This is a genomic window from Acidobacteriota bacterium (assembly GCA_038040445.1).
Taxonomy (GTDB): Bacteria; Acidobacteriota; Blastocatellia; order UBA7656; family UBA7656; genus Onstottus_A; species Onstottus_A frigus.
Window position 1 is genome coordinate 35,463 of sequence record JBBPIG010000008.1, and the last position, 17,371, is coordinate 52,833.

Genomic DNA, 17,371 nt, shown 5'->3' on the forward strand with positions numbered 1-17,371 from the left:
TCGAGGAATCGGATTTCAGAACGGTCGCCGCTCTCGCTTGACGGTCTTAGACGGCTGTGAAAAAGTGCTCGCGCGCACAAACTACAACGGAAAGGTGACGAACATGAAAGCCAGTGCTCTCGCCCTAATCGCAGCGCTGCTCTTGCTTGCATCCGTAAGCGCGAAACCCGAGGCCGCCCCAGAAGCAGCCGATATCGTGTTCAAGAACGGAAACATCTACACCGTCGACGATCGCCGGCCGCACGCCGAAGCCGTCGCGGTCAAAGCGGGCAAGATCATCTTCGTTGGCTCGAATCCGGACGTGAAGGCTTACGAAGGCAAGGGCACGCGCGTCGTTGACCTCAAAGGCAATACGGTTGTGCCTGGCTTGACGGACTCGCATTATCATCTCTCCGGAGTTGGCGCGCGCGAGATGAACCTGAACCTCGAAGGCATCACCAGTCTCGAGGCGTTTCTCGCCAAGGTCAAAGAGCGGGTCGATCGAGCGAAGCCAGGTGAGTGGGTTACCGGCCGCGGCTGGATTGAAACTTTTTGGAAGCCGCCGGTGTTTCCAACCCGCGGGGATCTCGACAAGATTTCGCCGAACAACCCGGTTGCTCTTACTCGCGCCGACGGGCACGCCTCGATAGCAAACAGCGCAGCACTGAAGGTGGCGGGCATAGATAAGAACACCCCCAATCCGTTCGGCGGAGAGTTCTTGAAAGACTCGAAGACCGGGGAGCCAACCGGAATGTTGATCGACAGTGCGCAGGGACGGGTGTCGATGCACGTCCCGCGTAGCGCTAAAGACGAGGATGAGCAAGCTCTGCTTATCGGGATCAAAAGAAGCCTCGAGCTTGGTTGGTGCGAGGTGCAGATCCCAGGAAACAGCTTTGGTGAAGTCGAGCTGATCAAGAAGCTGTTCGGCGAAGGAAAGATCAAACTGCGCATTTATGACGCGGTGAGCGGCCCCGGACCGAGCGCGCAAAAGCTTCTCGCCGAAGGGCCAGTCATTGGGGCCTTCGACAATCACTTTACGGTGCGAGGCATCAAGGCGTATATGGACGGCGCGCTGGGATCGCGCGGGGCGGCTTTGCTCGAGCCCTACTCGGACGCTCCAAACACTTCGGGGTTTTTTACTACTAAAGAAGATGCCTTACTGCCGATGTTCATTGAGGCGCTCCGTCAGGGAATTCAAGTTGAAACTCACGCCATCGGAGATCGAGGCAATCGCACGATTCTTGATCTGTACGAGAAAGCTTTCAAGGCAGTCCCGCCTGAACAGCGCAAGATTCGCGAGCCGCGCTGGCGAGTCGAGCACGCGCAGATCGTCAGTCCCGTCGATATCCCGCGCTTCGCAAAGCTCGGTGTGATTCCTTCCATGCAGCCTTCGCACGCGATTGGAGATCTGCACTTCGCGCCTAGCCGGCTGGGAATGAAACGGCCTGAAGGCGCTTATGCGTGGCAGAGCTTCATCAAGTCGGGGTCGATTATCCCGGGCGGCTCCGACGCGCCGGTGGAACGCGGGGAGCCGATGATCGAGTTTTATGCCGCCGTCGCCCGCAAGGACCAAAAAGGCTACTCGGGTGAGGGTTGGCATCCCGAGCAAGCCGTGTCGCGCGAGCAGGCTTTGAAGATGTTCACGATCTGGGCAGCGTATGCTGCATTCGAGGAGAAGCTGAAGGGATCGATTGAAGTAGGCAAGCTCGCCGACATGACCGTTCTGTCAGCGGACATCATGAAGATCGCAGAGCCTCAGATATTGAAGACGCGGTGCGTGATGACAGTGATCGGCGGCGACGTGGCCTATGAAGCCGGCGCCAATTGAGCCAACCCGAGGACTGAGCAAACGACCTGTCGTCCTGCTCAGTCCTCAGTCCTGACGGCCCATGCCTACTTCTTCTTCGCTTCCCACTTGCCGGTCATCTGACCCGCAAAATCGAAATCGCCGACGATTTTTCCGTCCTTGACGGTCCCGGTCATTCCGATTGCGCCGTTTGGCGTGTCGAGCGAAAAGCTGATCTTGCCCGCGCTGTACGTGCCTTTGCTCAGAGGCGCCGCGCCCTGCGCAGAATCGGATGTGCCGGTCACCTTGTCGCCTTCGAGCTTGAGCTTGAGGGTGAAGGGGATCGATGTGCCCTGCGCGTCAGCGGTCGCCTCCCATTCCCCAGTTATGGGATCGCCAGGGACGGCCGCCGGGGCTGCCTCCATCTTAGGAGCAGCAGGAGCAGCAGGAGCAGCTGCTGGAGCAGCAGGAGCAGCAGGAGCAGCAGGAGCAGCAGGAGCAGCAGGAGCAGCTGCTGGAGCAGCAGGAGCAGCTGGAGTAGCACCCACTGCCGCCCGCTTCAGCTCTAGGGCGCCGCCCTGGCCGCCGAGCTCCCACTTCCCGCTGATCTTGTCGCCATCAAGCATCGCGGTGACAGTGCCTTCATTTCCGCCGGCATCGAACTTCATCACTATCTTGCCGTTGTCGAAGGTACCGCTGGTGATCGCGGCCGGGCCCTGTGGGGTGTCGATCTTGCCCGAGAGCTTGCCGTTGTCATTCTTGATCTCGACGGTCAGCGGAATGTCGCCCATCTGTTCGCTCTTGGCGACGCCTTCGTACTTGCCCGACAGTGAATCTTTGTTTTGAGCAGGCTGATTAGTTGATTTGTTAGACGAAGCCGCTGATGCGACCGCTGAGAGGGTCACCAGCACGGCGATGAGCAGGGGGGTCATAAGCTTTCGTGACTGCATCTTTAGTTCTCCTGACAAGGGTATTCGGCTCTGGAACTCAGGCCAATCTACGGTGGCAGAGTGACCAAAGTTCTGAGGCCAGTATTTATACAGGAAAAACGGCGCGTACGAAAGGTTGAAACCAAAAAAAGAATGCGGAGTCTGTCGAGCCCGTCATCTCGTCTCTGATCGGCCAGCTTACTGAGTCCGGCCAGCATTGAGGCTCGTGCTTTCTGCTGACCCGTGATATATACCACCAAACGTCTTCTCAGTCGTCGCTTGTTCGACGTGCTCGTTCATGAGGCCGGACAACGACTTTTGACGCCGAGTTGATCCGGCTCAGCCTCCCTGAGGGGTCCCTGCGTGCGTCCGGACCAGGGAGTCAAACAATCGCGCGAGGTCGTCATTCGAGGAGAATCTTATTTCTATGATCCCCCCGTTTCTGGCCAGCTTTATCTTAACCGGCGCGCCGAGTCTCTTGCTCAGTTTCGTTTCAGCCGCGAGGACATTTGCCACCTCGGGATTATTGCTTACAGTAAGTCTTTTTTGGGTCGAACCGGAAGACACGCCCTGTGCTCTTTTGACAAGCTGCTCCGTTTCCCTAACCGAGAGCGTTTTGGTTACTATCTCTCCGGCAAGTGAGACTTGTTGCTCAATTGCGTCAACTGAAAGTAAGGCCCGGGCATGCCCCATTGACAACCTGTTTTCTTCGACCATTTTTTGAACTTCGAGCGGTAGCTTCAAGAGCCGGAGAGCGTTAGTTATCGAAGACCGGTCTTTGCCTACGCGCTGGGCCAGGTCTTCCTGCGTGAGATCCCTGCTCTCCAATAGCTTCTTATATGCATTTGCTTCTTCGATCGGGTTGAGTTCTTCGCGCTGAATGTTCTCGATCAGGGAAAGCTCCCAAACATTTTCTTCCGGGATCTCCTTAACGAGGCAAGGTACTCTATGTAGTCCGGCTCGCTGGGCCGCACGCCATCTCCGTTCTCCGGCAATTATTTGAAACCGGTCGCCGAGGGGCCTAACAACAAGAGGCTGGATGATCCCATTATGTCGTATCGACTGCGCTAACTCCTCAAGCTTGTTTTCCCTAAAAACACCCCGTGGTTGGGCATCTGCCGGGTCGATCCGGTCTATATCTAACTCCATGAAGTCCTGGCCGAGGGGTGAAACCTGCGCGAACAACGCGTTAAGTCCCCGGCCCAGCGCCTTTCTTGACATTGTTTATCACCTCTTTTGCTAGTCTGACGTAGCTCTCTGCTCCCTTTGACCTGATATCGTAGAGGATGATCGGCTTGCCGTGGCTGGGGGCCTCCGCCAATCTGACGTTTCTGGGAATGATGGTCGTGAAGACCTGTGATCCAAGAAAATCTCTGAGGTCAGACACCACTTGCGCAGAAAGGTTCGTCCGCTCGTCAAACATCGTCAGCAGAAACCCTTCGACGGTCAAGCTGGGGTTTATGGTTCTGCGAACTCTAACCAGAGTATCCCACAACTCGGATACGCCCTCCAAAGCGAAGTACTCGCACTGAATTGGGATCAGCACTGAATCTGCAGCGGCTAGGGCATTCAAAGTCAATAGCCCCAGGCTCGGTGGACAGTCGATCAACACGTAGTCGAAGTTCAGAGCGAAAGGAGTGAGCAGTGCTCTTAGCTTAAATTCGCGATCCGGGAGGTCTACGAGTTCGATCTCGGCCGCAACCAGAGTCTTTTCGGACGGGATAATCTTGAGATTCGGCAACTCGGTGTCCAGGACTATATCATTGAGCGGTTCGTTCATTATCAGCGAGTGGTAGAGGCTTCTGCGGGATTTCCCCCTGAGGCCTAAACCGCTGGTGCTGTTGCCCTGAGGGTCAGCATCGATGATCAGCACCTTCATATCGGCGACGGCGAGGGTCGCGCCAAGATTAATGGTAGTCGTGGTTTTCCCGACGCCTCCCTTTTGGTTCGCAATCGCTATTATGCGCGCCATCGAGCGTTACGATATCACAAAACCCCCGTCCTCCAAACGAAAACCTCGAATCTGGTGGTAGATAACGAAGCTCAGAACTGCTTCAGTGTTTCACGTGAAACCCTTTCCTATTTAACTTGTGGGTAACTGTTGGTGCTCTAGGAGGCTGGTGGCGTTCCGTTTAGGTGGTTAGAATGGCAAGGTGAGGGCAAAATCTTAGAAATGAGTGGCAAAGCTCGGTCGGCTGTGCTATTTTAATTCGCTTTTTGGTAATACTTTGCGAGTAGGCGCTCATAAGGAAGGATATTTACCGGGTTAAGCCCGGCTAAGGGGATAGAAAAGAAATGGCGAAAGAGGGAAGGGTCTTACAGGTAATCGGTCCGGTCGTAGACGTTGAGTTTGAAGAGGTGGAACTCCCCTCGATATATCAGGCTCTACGAATTGTGAGCGACGGCTTCGAGGTTCCGGAGCCGATAAGCATCACGGTTGAAGTCCAGCAGCATTTGGGGGAGGGGCGGTGCCGCTGCGTCGCTATGGAGCCGACCGAAGGCCTCATACGAGGTATGAAAGCAGTGGATACTGGGGGACCAATAACGGTTCCGGTTGGGCCTGCGACCCTGGGTCGGGTGTTGAACGTCATCGGCGAGCCGGTTGACAAGCTGGGTTCCGTCGTCTCGGATCAACGATATCCTATACACCGCCACGCGCCGCCGTTTCAGGATCAATCAACCGAACTCGAGATGTTTGTAACCGGGATCAAGGTCATCGATCTCTTGGAGCCATTTCTCCGGGGGGGTAAAATTGGCTTGTTCGGGGGGGCCGGCGTAGGCAAAACCGTGCTGATAATGGAGCTCATAAACAACGTGGCTCTAAAGCACGGCGGCTTCTCAGTATTCGGGGGTGTCGGCGAAAGAACCCGTGAAGGAAACGACCTTATTCGCGAAATGGTGGAATCCAGAGTCGTTAACTTTGGAGAGTCTTTCTACGAGCATATGGAAAAGACTGGTGAGTTCGACCTCAAACACGTAGACATGAGCGCGATTCCAAAGTCCAAAGCTGCCTTAGTTTACGGCCAGATGACCGAACCGCCCGGCGCCCGCCTCCGCGTGGCGCTGACAGCGTTGACAGTGGCCGAGTACTTCCGGGACGAAGCCGGAACCGACGTCCTGCTGTTCATAGACAATATCTTTCGCTTCACACAGGCGGGGTCCGAGGTTTCTGCTCTACTGGGGCGCATGCCCTCGGCCGTAGGTTATCAGCCAACGCTCGCAACCGAGATGGGAGAATTGCAGGAAAGAATCACTTCGACAAAGCGCGGATCTATCACGTCCGTGCAGGCGATCTATGTTCCGGCGGACGACTACACTGATCCAGCGCCCGCGACAACGTTTGCACATCTCGATGCGGTAACGGCACTATCCCGACAGATTGCCGAGTTGGGCATTTATCCAGCCGTGGACCCGCTAGCCTCCACTTCCAGGATCCTCGATCCCAGGATTGTTGGAGAGGACCATTATGATGTTGCGCAGGAGGTCAAGCGTATCCTTCAACGCTACAAGGATCTGCAGGATATCATTGCGATTCTCGGGATAGACGAACTGTCCGAGGAGGACAAGCTGACGGTTGCGCGCGCGCGAAAGATTCAGCGGTTTCTCTCCCAGCCCTTCCACGTTGCCGAACAGTTTACCGGCAAGAAGGGCAAGTTCGTAGCGCTTGAAGACACTGTACGCGGGTTCAAAGAACTAATTTCGGGGAATTACGATGATCTCCCAGAACAGGCGTTCTTTATGGTGGGGGGGATAGACGAAGCCGTCGAACGCGCGCGGGCTATGTGACGCGAGGATACTGCTTTCGTTTCTTTACCTGGGCTAACAGTAGGCTATCGAGAGAGGGTGCATGCCGCAAAGAATTCACCTTGAGGTTGTAACTCCAGAGCGCAAGGTTTTCGAGGCTGATGTCGAGCGCGTGGAGGTTCCAGGTCTCGATGGGGAGCTCGGCATACTCCCCGGACACACCGAACTGGTGTCGCTACTAAAGCCCGCCGGTTTATTGACGTACCACATAGCTGACGAAATCGGCGAGATGGCAATAAGCGACGGGTTTGTCGAAGTGAGCGCCGACCGCGTAACCGTGCTTGCGAACAAAGCTACTCGCCCCGAAGATATCGATCTTTCTCGGGCACTGATGACCAAGGAGCAAGCCGAGCAAAAGATGCAACGCGCTTTGGCCGATCCCGGTGCCGACATCGCAGGTGCTGCCGTCGAACTAGAGCGCGCCTCTGTAGAACTGCTAATCGCGCAGAGGTCACGATGAGAGCGCGTGTGACGCCTTGCACGGTGTGGTTCATTACCAAATTATAGTCGTTGAGTTTTTCGAGCCCGTTGTGTTAATCTTCGCCGTCCTTGATCCGGCTCTTTCAATCGTCAGAGATCGACTCTTAACAAAAAGGGCTTCCGCTTGCGAGAGCCAATGCTGTCGGTTTGGTGCTGCTGCGCCACGAGACAGGGTTTCGCGAGCTGTGATATTTGAAACTCGTTCCTGGCAGCGGGTTCCGCGTTATGTCTTCAACTGGCACCTTGCCACCACTGGCCCCTACAATGCATGCTGACTTGCTTTCATCGATACTCCACGCGATCTCAAAACGGGTGAACCAACAGAGCTTCAATATGTGGTTCAAGCCCGTCTCTTCAGCGCGGAAGGACGATTCAACAATCTATTTGGGCGTTCCAAACGAAGTCTTCCGAGATTGGATAACCAATAACTACTTTGATGTCATCGAGGAGTCCCTTCATGAGCTCGATCTCGACGCTTACCAGTTGAGGTTCACGATCGCCGAGACACAGCCGGTGGAGTCTCGTTTGGAGACACTCAGCGATAGTCCATCCAGATCGAACTCGTTCCCGGCGAATGACCAGGGTTTCAGCGCGGGAGTCGTTAGGGCTTTAGAGAGCGAGCCCGTAGAACTTCCTCTCAACGCAAAATATACCTTCGATACGTTCGTCGTTGGCTCGTGCAACCAGTTTGCGCACGCTGCATCCCTGGCAGTCGTCGACATGCCATCGAAGACCTACAACCCGCTTTATGTATACGGAGGTGTCGGCCTTGGTAAGACTCATCTTATGCATGCGATTGGACATGCGATAAAGCAAAGAAACCAGAGCCTGCGCTTGACCTACCTATCGTCTGAACGTTTCATGAATGAACTGATCAACGCTATCAGATACGACAAGACCATCAAGTTCAGAGACAAGTACCGGAACATCGATGTGCTCCTCATGGATGATATCCAGTTTTTAGCAGGTAAGGAGCGCACACAGGAGGAGTTTTTTCATACATTCAACGCTCTGTATGATGCCCAGAAACAGATCGTTATTTCGAGCGACTGCCCGCCCAGGGAGATTCCGACCTTAGAAGAGCGTCTGCATTCCAGATTTGAATGGGGCCTGATAGCCGACATCCAGCCTCCCGATCTCGAGACTAAGGTCGCCATTTTGAAAAGGAAGGCCGACCTGGACAAGATCAACCTCCCGGATAGCGTAGCTCTATTCATCGCCAGCAAAATCAAATCAAACATAAGGGAACTGGAGGGCTCTCTAGTCAGACTCACCGCTTATGCGTCACTTAAGGGTTTGCCCATGGACCTCGATCTGGCACATGAGGTCCTTCGCACAATAATCGCAGAGGAATCGAGCGGCGTTTCGGTTGAACTCATTCAAAAGACCATTGCTGCGCACTATGGGCTCAAGGTGGCGGACCTAAAATCGAAGAACAACTCTAGGAAGATTGCGGTCCCGCGGCAGGTCGCAATGTACCTGTGCAAGACGCTGACAAAGGCTAGTCTTCCGGAGATCGGACGCGAGTTTGGCGGCAAGCACCATACGACTGTGCTGCACAGCGTTAACAAGATAGCGCAGCTTTACGGGAATGATCCGGATTTCCACAAGGCTATTAACAACCTAATCGCGGATTTTAAATGAGTTATCCATCTTTTTCCACAGCTTGCCTTATTCAGATAGCTGAGGACGTATCGAAGCAGACGGTGTCGATGTGACCATCAATCGAGCCTCCTTACTCTTGATATCTTTTCCACATGGCTTTCCACATGTGTGGTGCCTGGGTAGCCCCCTTCATTTCCGGGAGATACATAAGGACATCCACTTTTGCACAGGGTCTATTACTAATACTAAGAATATTACTCATGATTTCGTCTTGTAGCAGTACCTGAAGCACCAACACTCACACAAGAGGTGCACCATGCAATTCACCGTTTCAAAGAATGCTCTCTTAAAAGAGCTAAATCTTCTCCAGGGAATAGTCGAAAAGAAAAGCACTATTCCGATACTGTCAAACGTCCTGATCGAAACCGCGAACGATTCTACGATTTCGCTGGTTGCCACAGACCTGGACGTGTCTCTTCAGACGGAGTGCGCCGCAGAGTCCGTCCGACCGGGGTCAATCGTTCTGCAGGCGAGAAAGCTGTTTGAAATTGTTAGAAACCTGCCAGACGCGGAAATAAACTTCGCGAAAGAGGACAACGACTGGGTCAGAATTCTTTGTGCCTCATCCGAATTCAGGATAGTAGGTCAGGCAAAGGAACATTTCCCGTCGACTCCTCGGGCAGACAAGGCTGGAGTAACAATTCCGGCAGCAGTGATTCATAGCCTGATAAACCGGACTGTTTTTGCGATCACTCAGGAGGAATCGCGATACGCGCTCAATGGATCCCTTCTGCTTTTCGGTGAAGGGAGGCTGCAGATGGTAGCGACTGATGGTCACCGGCTGGCGTTGGCCGCTGCCGATGTCGACAAGGCTGAGGACGGCTCTGAACATTTGAAGGTGATAATTCCGAAAAAGGCTCTGATCGAACTTGCCAAGCTGACGGCGGGTGCGGAAGGAGGGATCGAGCTATCTAGAGACGAAAATCACCTATACTTTGAGATACAGAACCGCTATCTCACATCGAGGATGCTGGCCGGACAGTTTCCAAACTACGACCTTGTCTTGCCAAAGAACAATGACAAGTCGATCGCTTTGAATGTAGATCGGGTGAGTCAGGCTATAAGGCGCGTAGCACTCATGGCCGATGAGAGAAGTCACGGAGTGAAAGTCGATCTTACCAGCGGGAAACTGAGTATAACATCACAAAGCGCTGACGTGGGCGAGGCCAAGGAAGTGATACCTCTGGATTATACCGGCGACAACCTGAGCATCGGGTTCAACGCTCAATATGTTCTGGATTTCCTCGGCGTCGTTGGCACAGACGAAGTGTTGTTCGAGTTCAAGGACGAACAGAGCCCCGCCTTGTTGCGGCCATCTGGGGACGGGCAAGCGGATTACAAGTACGTGGTCATGCCAATGCGCCTGCTCTGATTTGATTTCGTGACGCGGCGCATGCAAGCCGCAACTCATGACGGTATGTCCAAAAGCCCGGGCAAAAGAGTTCTCATAGTCGATGATAACAAGTCGATCCGTACGATGGTCGCGGACTATCTCGGCGCCAGAGGCTATGATGTTATTCAAGCCGTAGACGGGATAAAAGGACTCGATTCCGCGCTCTCTTCAGAAGCCAATGTCATAATCCTTGATGTAGTCATGCCGGGCATAGACGGCGTAAGATTATGTCGGCTTCTTAGGGATAAGGGCGTGACGACACCCATAATAATGCTCACCGAAAAGGCCACCATTGGAGACAAAGAAGCCGGGTACAGTGTGGGCGTCGACGATTATCTCGCGAAGCCTTTCAGTGCTCGTGAACTCGAACTCAGGATCGAGGCGCTGCAAAAGCGAAGCCAATCTGCGACTCAACAGCCGGAGCAAAGCATTGTTAAACGCGGTGAGCTTGAGATCGACTTCGGGAAACACAAGGTCAGGGTTGCTGGTAAAGAGGTCGTCCTAACGCCAATCGAGTTCAACATTCTCAAGCTGCTCGCGTCCGCTCCGGGCAAGGTATACTCGCGGCAAGATCTGCTCAACGCTATCTGGGATACCGCCTACGAGGGCTACAAGCGCAATATCGATCCTCACGTCAATCGGCTCAGAACCAAGATTGAAGAGCACCCTAAGAGACCGAAGTATGTTCTAACCGTCTGGGGCATTGGCTACAAATTCAACGACGCCCAATCATCAGATTAGAAGACGCGCTTTCGACGGCTGAGATAGTTCTCGTTGGCGGCCCCCTTCCGGTTCTAAAGACGCCGCGAAGCTCGCACAGACGAAAGCTCGTACGAAAGTTGCTGCTCCTAGTCCGATACTGTATCCTTAGCGTAGCTTTTGAGACGCAGGAAGCCCCGGTTTGCTAGAATCTGTTGGGTAAACACGACTTGTAAGGCGCGATAGACGGTGACCGACACCACGCCGGCTGGTTTTTTGACGAGCGGACGATGTTAGGCAAGAGCAGTCCTATTCAAGGCAGAGTACCCGACCACGACGCCGCAGACATCGGGGCGACAGATACACCCTCGGGTTCCAGCGCAGGTGATTCAACAGAGGCGGCCGCGCGCGCGGTCAACGCAAATCACCCTACCTCTGACATTGAGACCGCGTCCGCGGGTATGAACGCGCCAGACGCCTCGACGGGAAATCGATGGTGGGTACTGGCGTTGGTTTCTGCGCTTATGCTCACAGCGCTGACTGCGTCTGGTATATATCTCGTCACCAAGAAACCTTCGACCGTTGATCAGGTCGTCATACTTACGGTGCCGTCCGGCGCCGAGATCAGACTCGACTCAAAAGACTACGGACATTCTCCGGTCAAGCTCGAACGGTTGGCGATTGGGACATACACATTGACGATCGCCAAAGAAGGGTTTGAACCGGTCGTGGAGACGATAACCGTTGCCGAATCCGCGTCGCTCGAATTCAAACTCAAGCCGGTGCCGCCATCGGAAGCAGTTGGGCTCCCTGCTGAAGAAGCTATCAGACAGTATCAGCAGCAAGCAGAAGAGGCCCTGGCGCGAGGCAACTACGGGGTGCCTTATGATGGCAGCGCGCGCAAGTACGCCGATCTCATTCTTAATCTCGATCCGAACAATAGTTTTGCTCTGGAAATGCGCGAACGTGTTCGCAAGACGGCGCACCAGTCGGCGGAATCCGCGCTCTCGCGTGGTGACCATGCTCAGGCCCAGGAGATATACGCCTTCCTGGTCGATTACTACGAGAGCGACGAAGAGGCGCGCGCGGCTGCTGCGAGGCTTGAAACCCAACTGTTGGCGCGGCGCGGCGAAGTTCGCGAGATGGTGCGCAAGGCCGATGAAGCGCTCCAAGCCGGCCGCCTGACCGATCCCCCTCGCGCAAGCGCTTACTATTACTCAAAGCAGGCGCTGGCCATCGATCGCCAGAACGACAAGGCGCGCCAGATTCTTAATCAGGTGAAAGAGAAGCTGGCGGCGGCGGGTGAGCAAGCTTATGCGCGTGGTGATGTCGAGGCCGGAATCAAACAACTCGATCAGGTCGCTCAACTGTTTCGCGAGGATAAACAGATTCGCGCGCGCGTCCGCGAGCTGCAGAGCACTCGAGCACCTGAAGCTGCGAAGCCTGCCGATGCCAATGCCCGCCGTGTCCGGGGACTTGACCATTACCTCAAAGAAAACTTCAACGACGCAATTCTTGACCTCGAGTATGCTGTCTTTAACGGACGAGGGACGCCCGATGTCGTGTTCGCACTAGCGCGTTCCTACATGAGAATCGGCCAACTAGATCAGGCCGAGTCTTATTTTCTCAAAGTTCCGCATAGCCCGGCCGACCCCTATCATTCCTCCCTAGCGGCACTCGGCGATATTGCGTACCAGCGGGGCGACTCTGCAACAGCGGTCGAGCGATGGAAGGAAGCCCGCCAGTTGGGAGGCAGCACGCAATACTCAGTAGCGACGCTCGAGGACAAAATAGAGCGAATCGAAAAGAAGCAGCGCGAAAAGGCCGCTGAACCCACGCCTCTTACGATACCGGCAAAGCATCTGCACGGGTTTCTCGGCGGCTCGTGCAGCGGAACGATAACGATCAACTCCACTGGCGTCCGTTATGATGGAGAGCATCCCTATTCATACAGCATTGCAGGCGTCGAGGTGCGCACAACCAAAGATGAGATGACGATTCAGTTTCAGAAGGGCTCCCAAAGGTTTAAGGTCGCGCGAACCGATGCTGAGCGCTTCCGCGAAACGCTTTCTCGTTATAAGCAGGCATACTCGCCATCCAAGAACTGAACATCCATACATCCGGCTGGCCTGGGTGCTACCCGCACAGGGAATTGACCACGCGAAAATCTCGAGTATAGTTGTTCGCGTCACCTTCGAGGTGACGAACGAGCGAAATCGAACAGGCGCTCAAGCTTCCATTAATCTAAAAAACGATTCCATTCCAATAAGGAGGTGGCTACCCGCCGCCTCGCGCCTCGCTTGCGTGTGCACTTATGAGAAGCGAGATCTCGTCGGCTACCTCGACCGGGACGCAGACGCGATCAATGCGATAGCCGCGCATGCCTCGAACCACTTCTGAGACTTCGCTTATTTCCCGTATGGAGGACTGCGGTCCGGTTTCAACGTAGATCAGGCTTTTTGGGTCAACGCCCACGGTGGAATAGTCACCGTAGTATGGAACGTCGGTCGCCCGATCGGTTATCAGATAGTACTGCGGATCAAAGCCTGCTCGCCGAACAATCTCACCCGCGCTTATCCAAAAGCTCTCTGGTACGGTGGCCGCCAGGTCGATCGCTTTGAACAACCTGCGATGTATCAGGCGAGTCGCCAGGTCCGCGAGTATCTCATCGTCATCGCGCGACCACTCTTTGAGCCGAAACATCACATCGGTGTCGTCAAGCTGCAGGTATTCGCGAGTGCCGACCTGTTGCCCTGTTAGCATCTTCTCAAACACAGAACCGGGCATACGAAACCCCAGAGTGCCGCGCTCGATCAGCGTGCGCGCCCGGTTCAGCGCCGAAATCAACACGGCCTCCGCCGATCGCAGCGTCCGATGAAAGTAGACCTGTCGGAACATGTAGTAACGCGCCTGCAGATACTCCTCTACTGCATACAGACCTTTCGACTCTACGTAGATTTGATCGCGCGATTCATCTATTCTGAGCGCGTGCAGCACCCATTCCAGGTCATACATTCCGTACTTCGCACCGGTCATCAAGCTGTCGCGCAGAAGGTAATCCATCCGATCGCAATCAAGCTGCGAAGAGACTAGCTGCGAGACAAACGCCGGCGAATAGCTGTGCTTATACAGCAAAGCTAGTTTTGCCGGAAGCTCCCGATCAAAGCTGCTGAGGATTTGGTTAACTTCGGTTGCCTCATCCAGAACTATACGCCGCGTCCAGTCTTCGTGATGAAAGTGAAATACCTTCTCTACCACGTGCGAGAGGGGACCGTGCCCGAGGTCGTGAAGCAACGCCCCGGCCCGGCCGGCGACGCGCGCCTCGTCGCTAATCGGGTGATGCGAGCCCAGCAGCTTCAGCGCGCGAGTCATGACCTGCATCACGCCGATCGAATGAGTGAAGCGGCTGTGCTCCGCGCCTTGATAAGTGAACATCGCGAGACCTAGCTGCTTGATCCGGCGCAGCCGCTGGAACTCCGCCGAGTCTATCAAGTCGACCATTAGCCGGTCTTCGGAAGCAGACTCGTCCAACGAAATGATGTTGTGAAGCGGATCGCGATAGTTTCGTTGAGGCAATGCCGACCTCTGCCACGCTCTGGTTGTTATCCCTTCGAGATATTACCATAGCGAAACCCATTTGGAGTGCGCCGCCTTCGATCAGCATGTCCGGCGGCATAACCTCGGCGGCGCTTTGGCCTGGCGCACCACGACGTGTTCAGCTCTAGTCGGCGCTCGTCTCAGTCTCGGTGACCGGCGAACCCGCCGGCGAAACGCCGTGCTTGCTTATCTCGTGTGCGAGGCGGCGAGCCATAACGCTGTGTCTTCTCCCGTAGCCGAAATATATTGCGAAGCCGATCAACAGCCAGACGAACAATCGCAACCAGTTCTCCGCGGGCAACGAGAACATCAGCAGCAGACAGATCGCGATTCCGAGTATCGGTACCAGCGGAACAAGCGGAGCGCGAAATGGGCGCTCGGCGTTCGGGTGCGTGCGGCGCATGATAAGCACCGCCGAGCACACAATCACAAACGCCAGCAACGTGCCAATGTTGACCAGGGTCAGCAATACATCGATCGGAAAGAGCGCGGCCGCGGTTCCGACGAAGATGCCGGTGGCGATCGTCGATTTCCAAGGCGTGTGAAAGCGTTCGTGAACCGCGGCGAAGAACTTTGCCGGCAGTAATCCGTCACGCGCCATCGCCAGCAGTATCCGGGCTTGACTCAGCATCGTTACCAGCACCACCGAGGTGATTCCGGCAACCGCGCCTAGCGAGATCAGCAATCGCGCCCACGTCAGGCCCTGCTGTTTGAAAGCGTCGGCAACCGGCGCGTTGATGTCCAGCTTGTTGTAAGGGACCATTCCGGTCAGCACTGCCGTAACGGCGATATACAGGACCGTGCAAAGCACCAGAGACGTGATGATCCCGATCGGCACGTCGCGTCGAGGATTGCGAGCTTCTTCGGCATGCGTGGACACGGAATCGAAACCGATATACGCGAAGAATATCAGCGCACCGCCGGCCAGCATTCCCAGGGGCTGCCCCCCCGCGTCCGTTTGCCCAAGGATAGTCTTGCCAAAGAAGCTGACGCCGGTCAGACCGTAGGGTGAAAAGGGATGCCAGTTGTTTGGATCAACGTAGAACACGCCAACTCCAATCACCAACTGCACGATCGCCAGTTTCACGACCACCATCGCCGCGTTGAAGCTGGCACTCTCTTTGATGCCGATGACCAGAATCACGGTGACGATCGCTGTGATGACGATCGCCGGACCGTCAAGCAATGTTCCGGTTGTCACCCACTTCCCGAGCTCGGCATCGAAATCAACCGGCGCGCGGCTCAGCGCCTCTGGAAGCTTGAGCCCGAATATGCCGATGAGGTCCTGAAAGTAAGCCGACGCGCCGTGAGTAACAGTCGCCGCGCTGACCGCGTATTCGAGCACCAGGTCCCAGCCGATTATCCACGCGAACAACTCGCCGAGCGTCGTGTACGCATACGTGTAAGGAGACCCGGCTACCGGGACCATCGCAGCAAACTCCGCGTAGCACAACGCCGCGAATACGCAGGCGCTTCCTGCGACGACGTATGACAGCATCAAGGCAGGACCGGCGACGTTGTGAGCCGCGGCGCCGGTCGCAACGAAGATACCCGCGCCGATGATCGCGCCAACTCCCAGGCTGGTTAGTTGAATTGGTCCGAGCACGCGACGCAAGCGGTGTTCGCCCGCCATCTCGTCGAGCAACAATCTGAGCGGCTTCTTGGCGAACAGTTGGTTCGCAGAAGACGCGGCCCCGCCTTGCGCCCCGGCGGGTTCGTCTTGCGAGCTTAAAGCTCGGACTTCTGATGCCAACGGTGATTTCCGCATTCCAAATCCTCCACGCGGCCTAAGGTTCAGGCCGATAGTTCCCGCCAGATTTGAAACGTTCACCGATGGCCGAGCGCTTCTAGCGGGGTTTGGAAAAACTCTGATAAACGATGTTGATCCAGGTTTTGGTGTTGATGAATCCACCGCCCCAGCTTTTCCACTTTTCGGGTAGCCCTTCTGTCTGAATCTGCTCGAGCGTCTTTCCCGCCTTCATCCGATCACGCACAATGCCGATCGTTTCGATTAGCATCGCGTGAAACGTCTTGAGGTCGTCGATCGTCGCGAGCGGACCGTGACCCGGGATGATCTTCGCGCCCGCGGGTATCTTCGAGATCGCGGTTGCCACGTTCTGTTCGTACCCTGCAACGTCTCCGCCGCTGTTGAGGTCGATGAACGGAAACATCCCGTTGAAGAAGTCATCGCCCATGTGAACCACGTTCGAGCGAGTGAAGAAGATTATGCTGTCGCCGTCGGTGTGCCCGCGCGGGAAGTGGATGACTCGAATCTCCTCGCCGTTGAAATGCACCGAAAGCGACTGATCGAAGGTTATGACCGGGAGCGCTTCCTTGGGCGCAGGAACCGCGGTACCGCCCGCCGGCTTCAGCTCACCCGAGAGCCGCTTGCGAACATTGTCGTGAGCGATGATCGAAGCTTCCACGCCGAACTGCGCATTGGATCCCGTGTGGTCGCCGTGCCAATGCGTATTGAGCACGTACCGCAGCTTGCCCTCGCCCAGCGCCTTGAGCGCCGCGCGAATCTTGTCCGCAAGCGGCGCGAACTGATCATCGACTATCAGGATTCCATCGGTTCCGACGGACACGCCGATGTTGCCGCCCGAGCCTTGCAGCATGTAGACGCTGCCGGCGACCGGGCTCGACTTGATCTCAACTTTCGACAGATCGCCTTGCGCTCGCGCGATTGCGACGGGCAAGCACACGATGATGGACAGAACCAGCGCGGTGTAACGACTCCTGTGACCAGCGATGTAACGAATCATGGATTGGCCTCCGTTTTAATCGGGATGGGTGCAGCTCGATGCTTCGAGGACTATACCCCATCCACGGCGCAGAGTTGAACGACCCTGCGCTTCGGCCACTCCGAGTTCTTGCCCGACATTTATCGTGCGCGGCGACTATAGGCCGAATCTGGGCGAGAGGCTATTGCATTGTCACGAAGGATTCAAATTGAGGAGCGGAGTGCTCGAGGAAGGAATTAACTGCTATTCATATCTATTCTTGTGAACGATCGAGACAGAGGATAGTTGGCTAAGG

General features: G+C 55.5%; 13 protein-coding genes. 7 read left to right on the top strand and 6 right to left on the bottom strand.

Going from position 1 to position 17,371, the window contains the following annotated elements:
• Positions 1-103: 103 nt before the first annotated feature.
• On the top strand, positions 104-1,807 hold the full coding sequence (locus tag AABO57_10595) for an amidohydrolase (protein ID MEK6286179.1): 1,704 nt from the start codon (positions 104-106) through the stop codon (positions 1,805-1,807).
• Between the two features lie 65 nt (positions 1,808-1,872).
• On the opposite strand, the gene AABO57_10600 is transcribed toward AABO57_10595, so the two are convergent.
• The 3 genes from AABO57_10600 to AABO57_10610 form a co-directional block, all read right to left on the bottom strand.
• Entirely contained in the window at positions 1,873-2,715 is an 843-nt protein-coding gene (locus AABO57_10600) for a hypothetical protein (protein ID MEK6286180.1), read from the bottom strand.
• Positions 2,716-3,033: 318 nt separating this feature from the next.
• On the bottom strand, positions 3,034-3,915 hold the full coding sequence (locus AABO57_10605; GenBank protein MEK6286181.1) for a ParB/RepB/Spo0J family partition protein: 882 nt from the start codon (positions 3,913-3,915) through the stop codon (positions 3,034-3,036).
• Positions 3,884-4,666, bottom strand: a complete 783-nt coding sequence (locus AABO57_10610) for a ParA family protein (GenBank protein ID MEK6286182.1) — start codon at positions 4,664-4,666, stop codon at positions 3,884-3,886. The genes AABO57_10605 and AABO57_10610 overlap by 32 nt, the downstream gene beginning before the upstream one ends.
• A 323-nt stretch (positions 4,667-4,989) precedes the next feature.
• On the opposite strand from AABO57_10610, the gene atpD reads away from it, so the two are divergent.
• The 6 genes from atpD (at position 4,990) to AABO57_10640 (ending at position 12,843) form a co-directional block, all read left to right on the top strand.
• The gene (gene atpD / locus AABO57_10615) at positions 4,990-6,480 is read left to right on the top strand and encodes a F0F1 ATP synthase subunit beta (GenBank protein MEK6286183.1); all 1,491 of its coding nucleotides are present in this window, start codon (positions 4,990-4,992) and stop codon (positions 6,478-6,480) included.
• A 61-nt stretch (positions 6,481-6,541) separates the two neighbouring features.
• The gene (atpC, locus tag AABO57_10620) at positions 6,542-6,958 is read left to right on the top strand and encodes an ATP synthase F1 subunit epsilon (protein ID MEK6286184.1); all 417 of its coding nucleotides are present in this window, start codon (positions 6,542-6,544) and stop codon (positions 6,956-6,958) included.
• 284 nt (positions 6,959-7,242) lie between these two features.
• On the top strand, positions 7,243-8,622 hold the full coding sequence (dnaA, locus tag AABO57_10625; protein MEK6286185.1) for a chromosomal replication initiator protein DnaA: 1,380 nt from the start codon (positions 7,243-7,245) through the stop codon (positions 8,620-8,622).
• 277 nt (positions 8,623-8,899) lie between these two features.
• On the top strand, positions 8,900-10,015 hold the full coding sequence (gene dnaN / locus AABO57_10630; GenBank protein ID MEK6286186.1) for a DNA polymerase III subunit beta: 1,116 nt from the start codon (positions 8,900-8,902) through the stop codon (positions 10,013-10,015).
• Between the two features lie 45 nt (positions 10,016-10,060).
• The gene (locus AABO57_10635; protein MEK6286187.1) at positions 10,061-10,777 is read left to right on the top strand and encodes a response regulator transcription factor; all 717 of its coding nucleotides are present in this window, start codon (positions 10,061-10,063) and stop codon (positions 10,775-10,777) included.
• Positions 10,778-11,025: 248 nt separating this feature from the next.
• A complete protein-coding gene (locus tag AABO57_10640; protein MEK6286188.1) occupies positions 11,026-12,843 on the top strand; it encodes a PEGA domain-containing protein in 1,818 nt (605 codons plus the stop codon).
• Between the two features lie 169 nt (positions 12,844-13,012).
• Here AABO57_10640 and AABO57_10645 read toward each other — a convergent pair whose 3' ends face one another.
• From AABO57_10645 to AABO57_10655, 3 genes are all read right to left on the bottom strand, one after another.
• Positions 13,013-14,311 carry an HD domain-containing protein gene (locus AABO57_10645; GenBank protein MEK6286189.1) on the bottom strand — a complete coding sequence of 433 codons (1,299 nt, stop codon included), beginning with the start codon at positions 14,309-14,311 and terminating at the stop codon, positions 13,013-13,015.
• Between the two features lie 145 nt (positions 14,312-14,456).
• The gene (locus AABO57_10650; protein MEK6286190.1) at positions 14,457-15,965 is read right to left on the bottom strand and encodes an amino acid permease; all 1,509 of its coding nucleotides are present in this window, start codon (positions 15,963-15,965) and stop codon (positions 14,457-14,459) included.
• A 214-nt stretch (positions 15,966-16,179) separates the two neighbouring features.
• Complete coding sequence (locus AABO57_10655) at positions 16,180-17,097, bottom strand: MBL fold metallo-hydrolase (GenBank protein ID MEK6286191.1); 918 nt, start codon at positions 17,095-17,097, stop codon at positions 16,180-16,182.
• Positions 17,098-17,371: the final 274 nt, after the last annotated feature.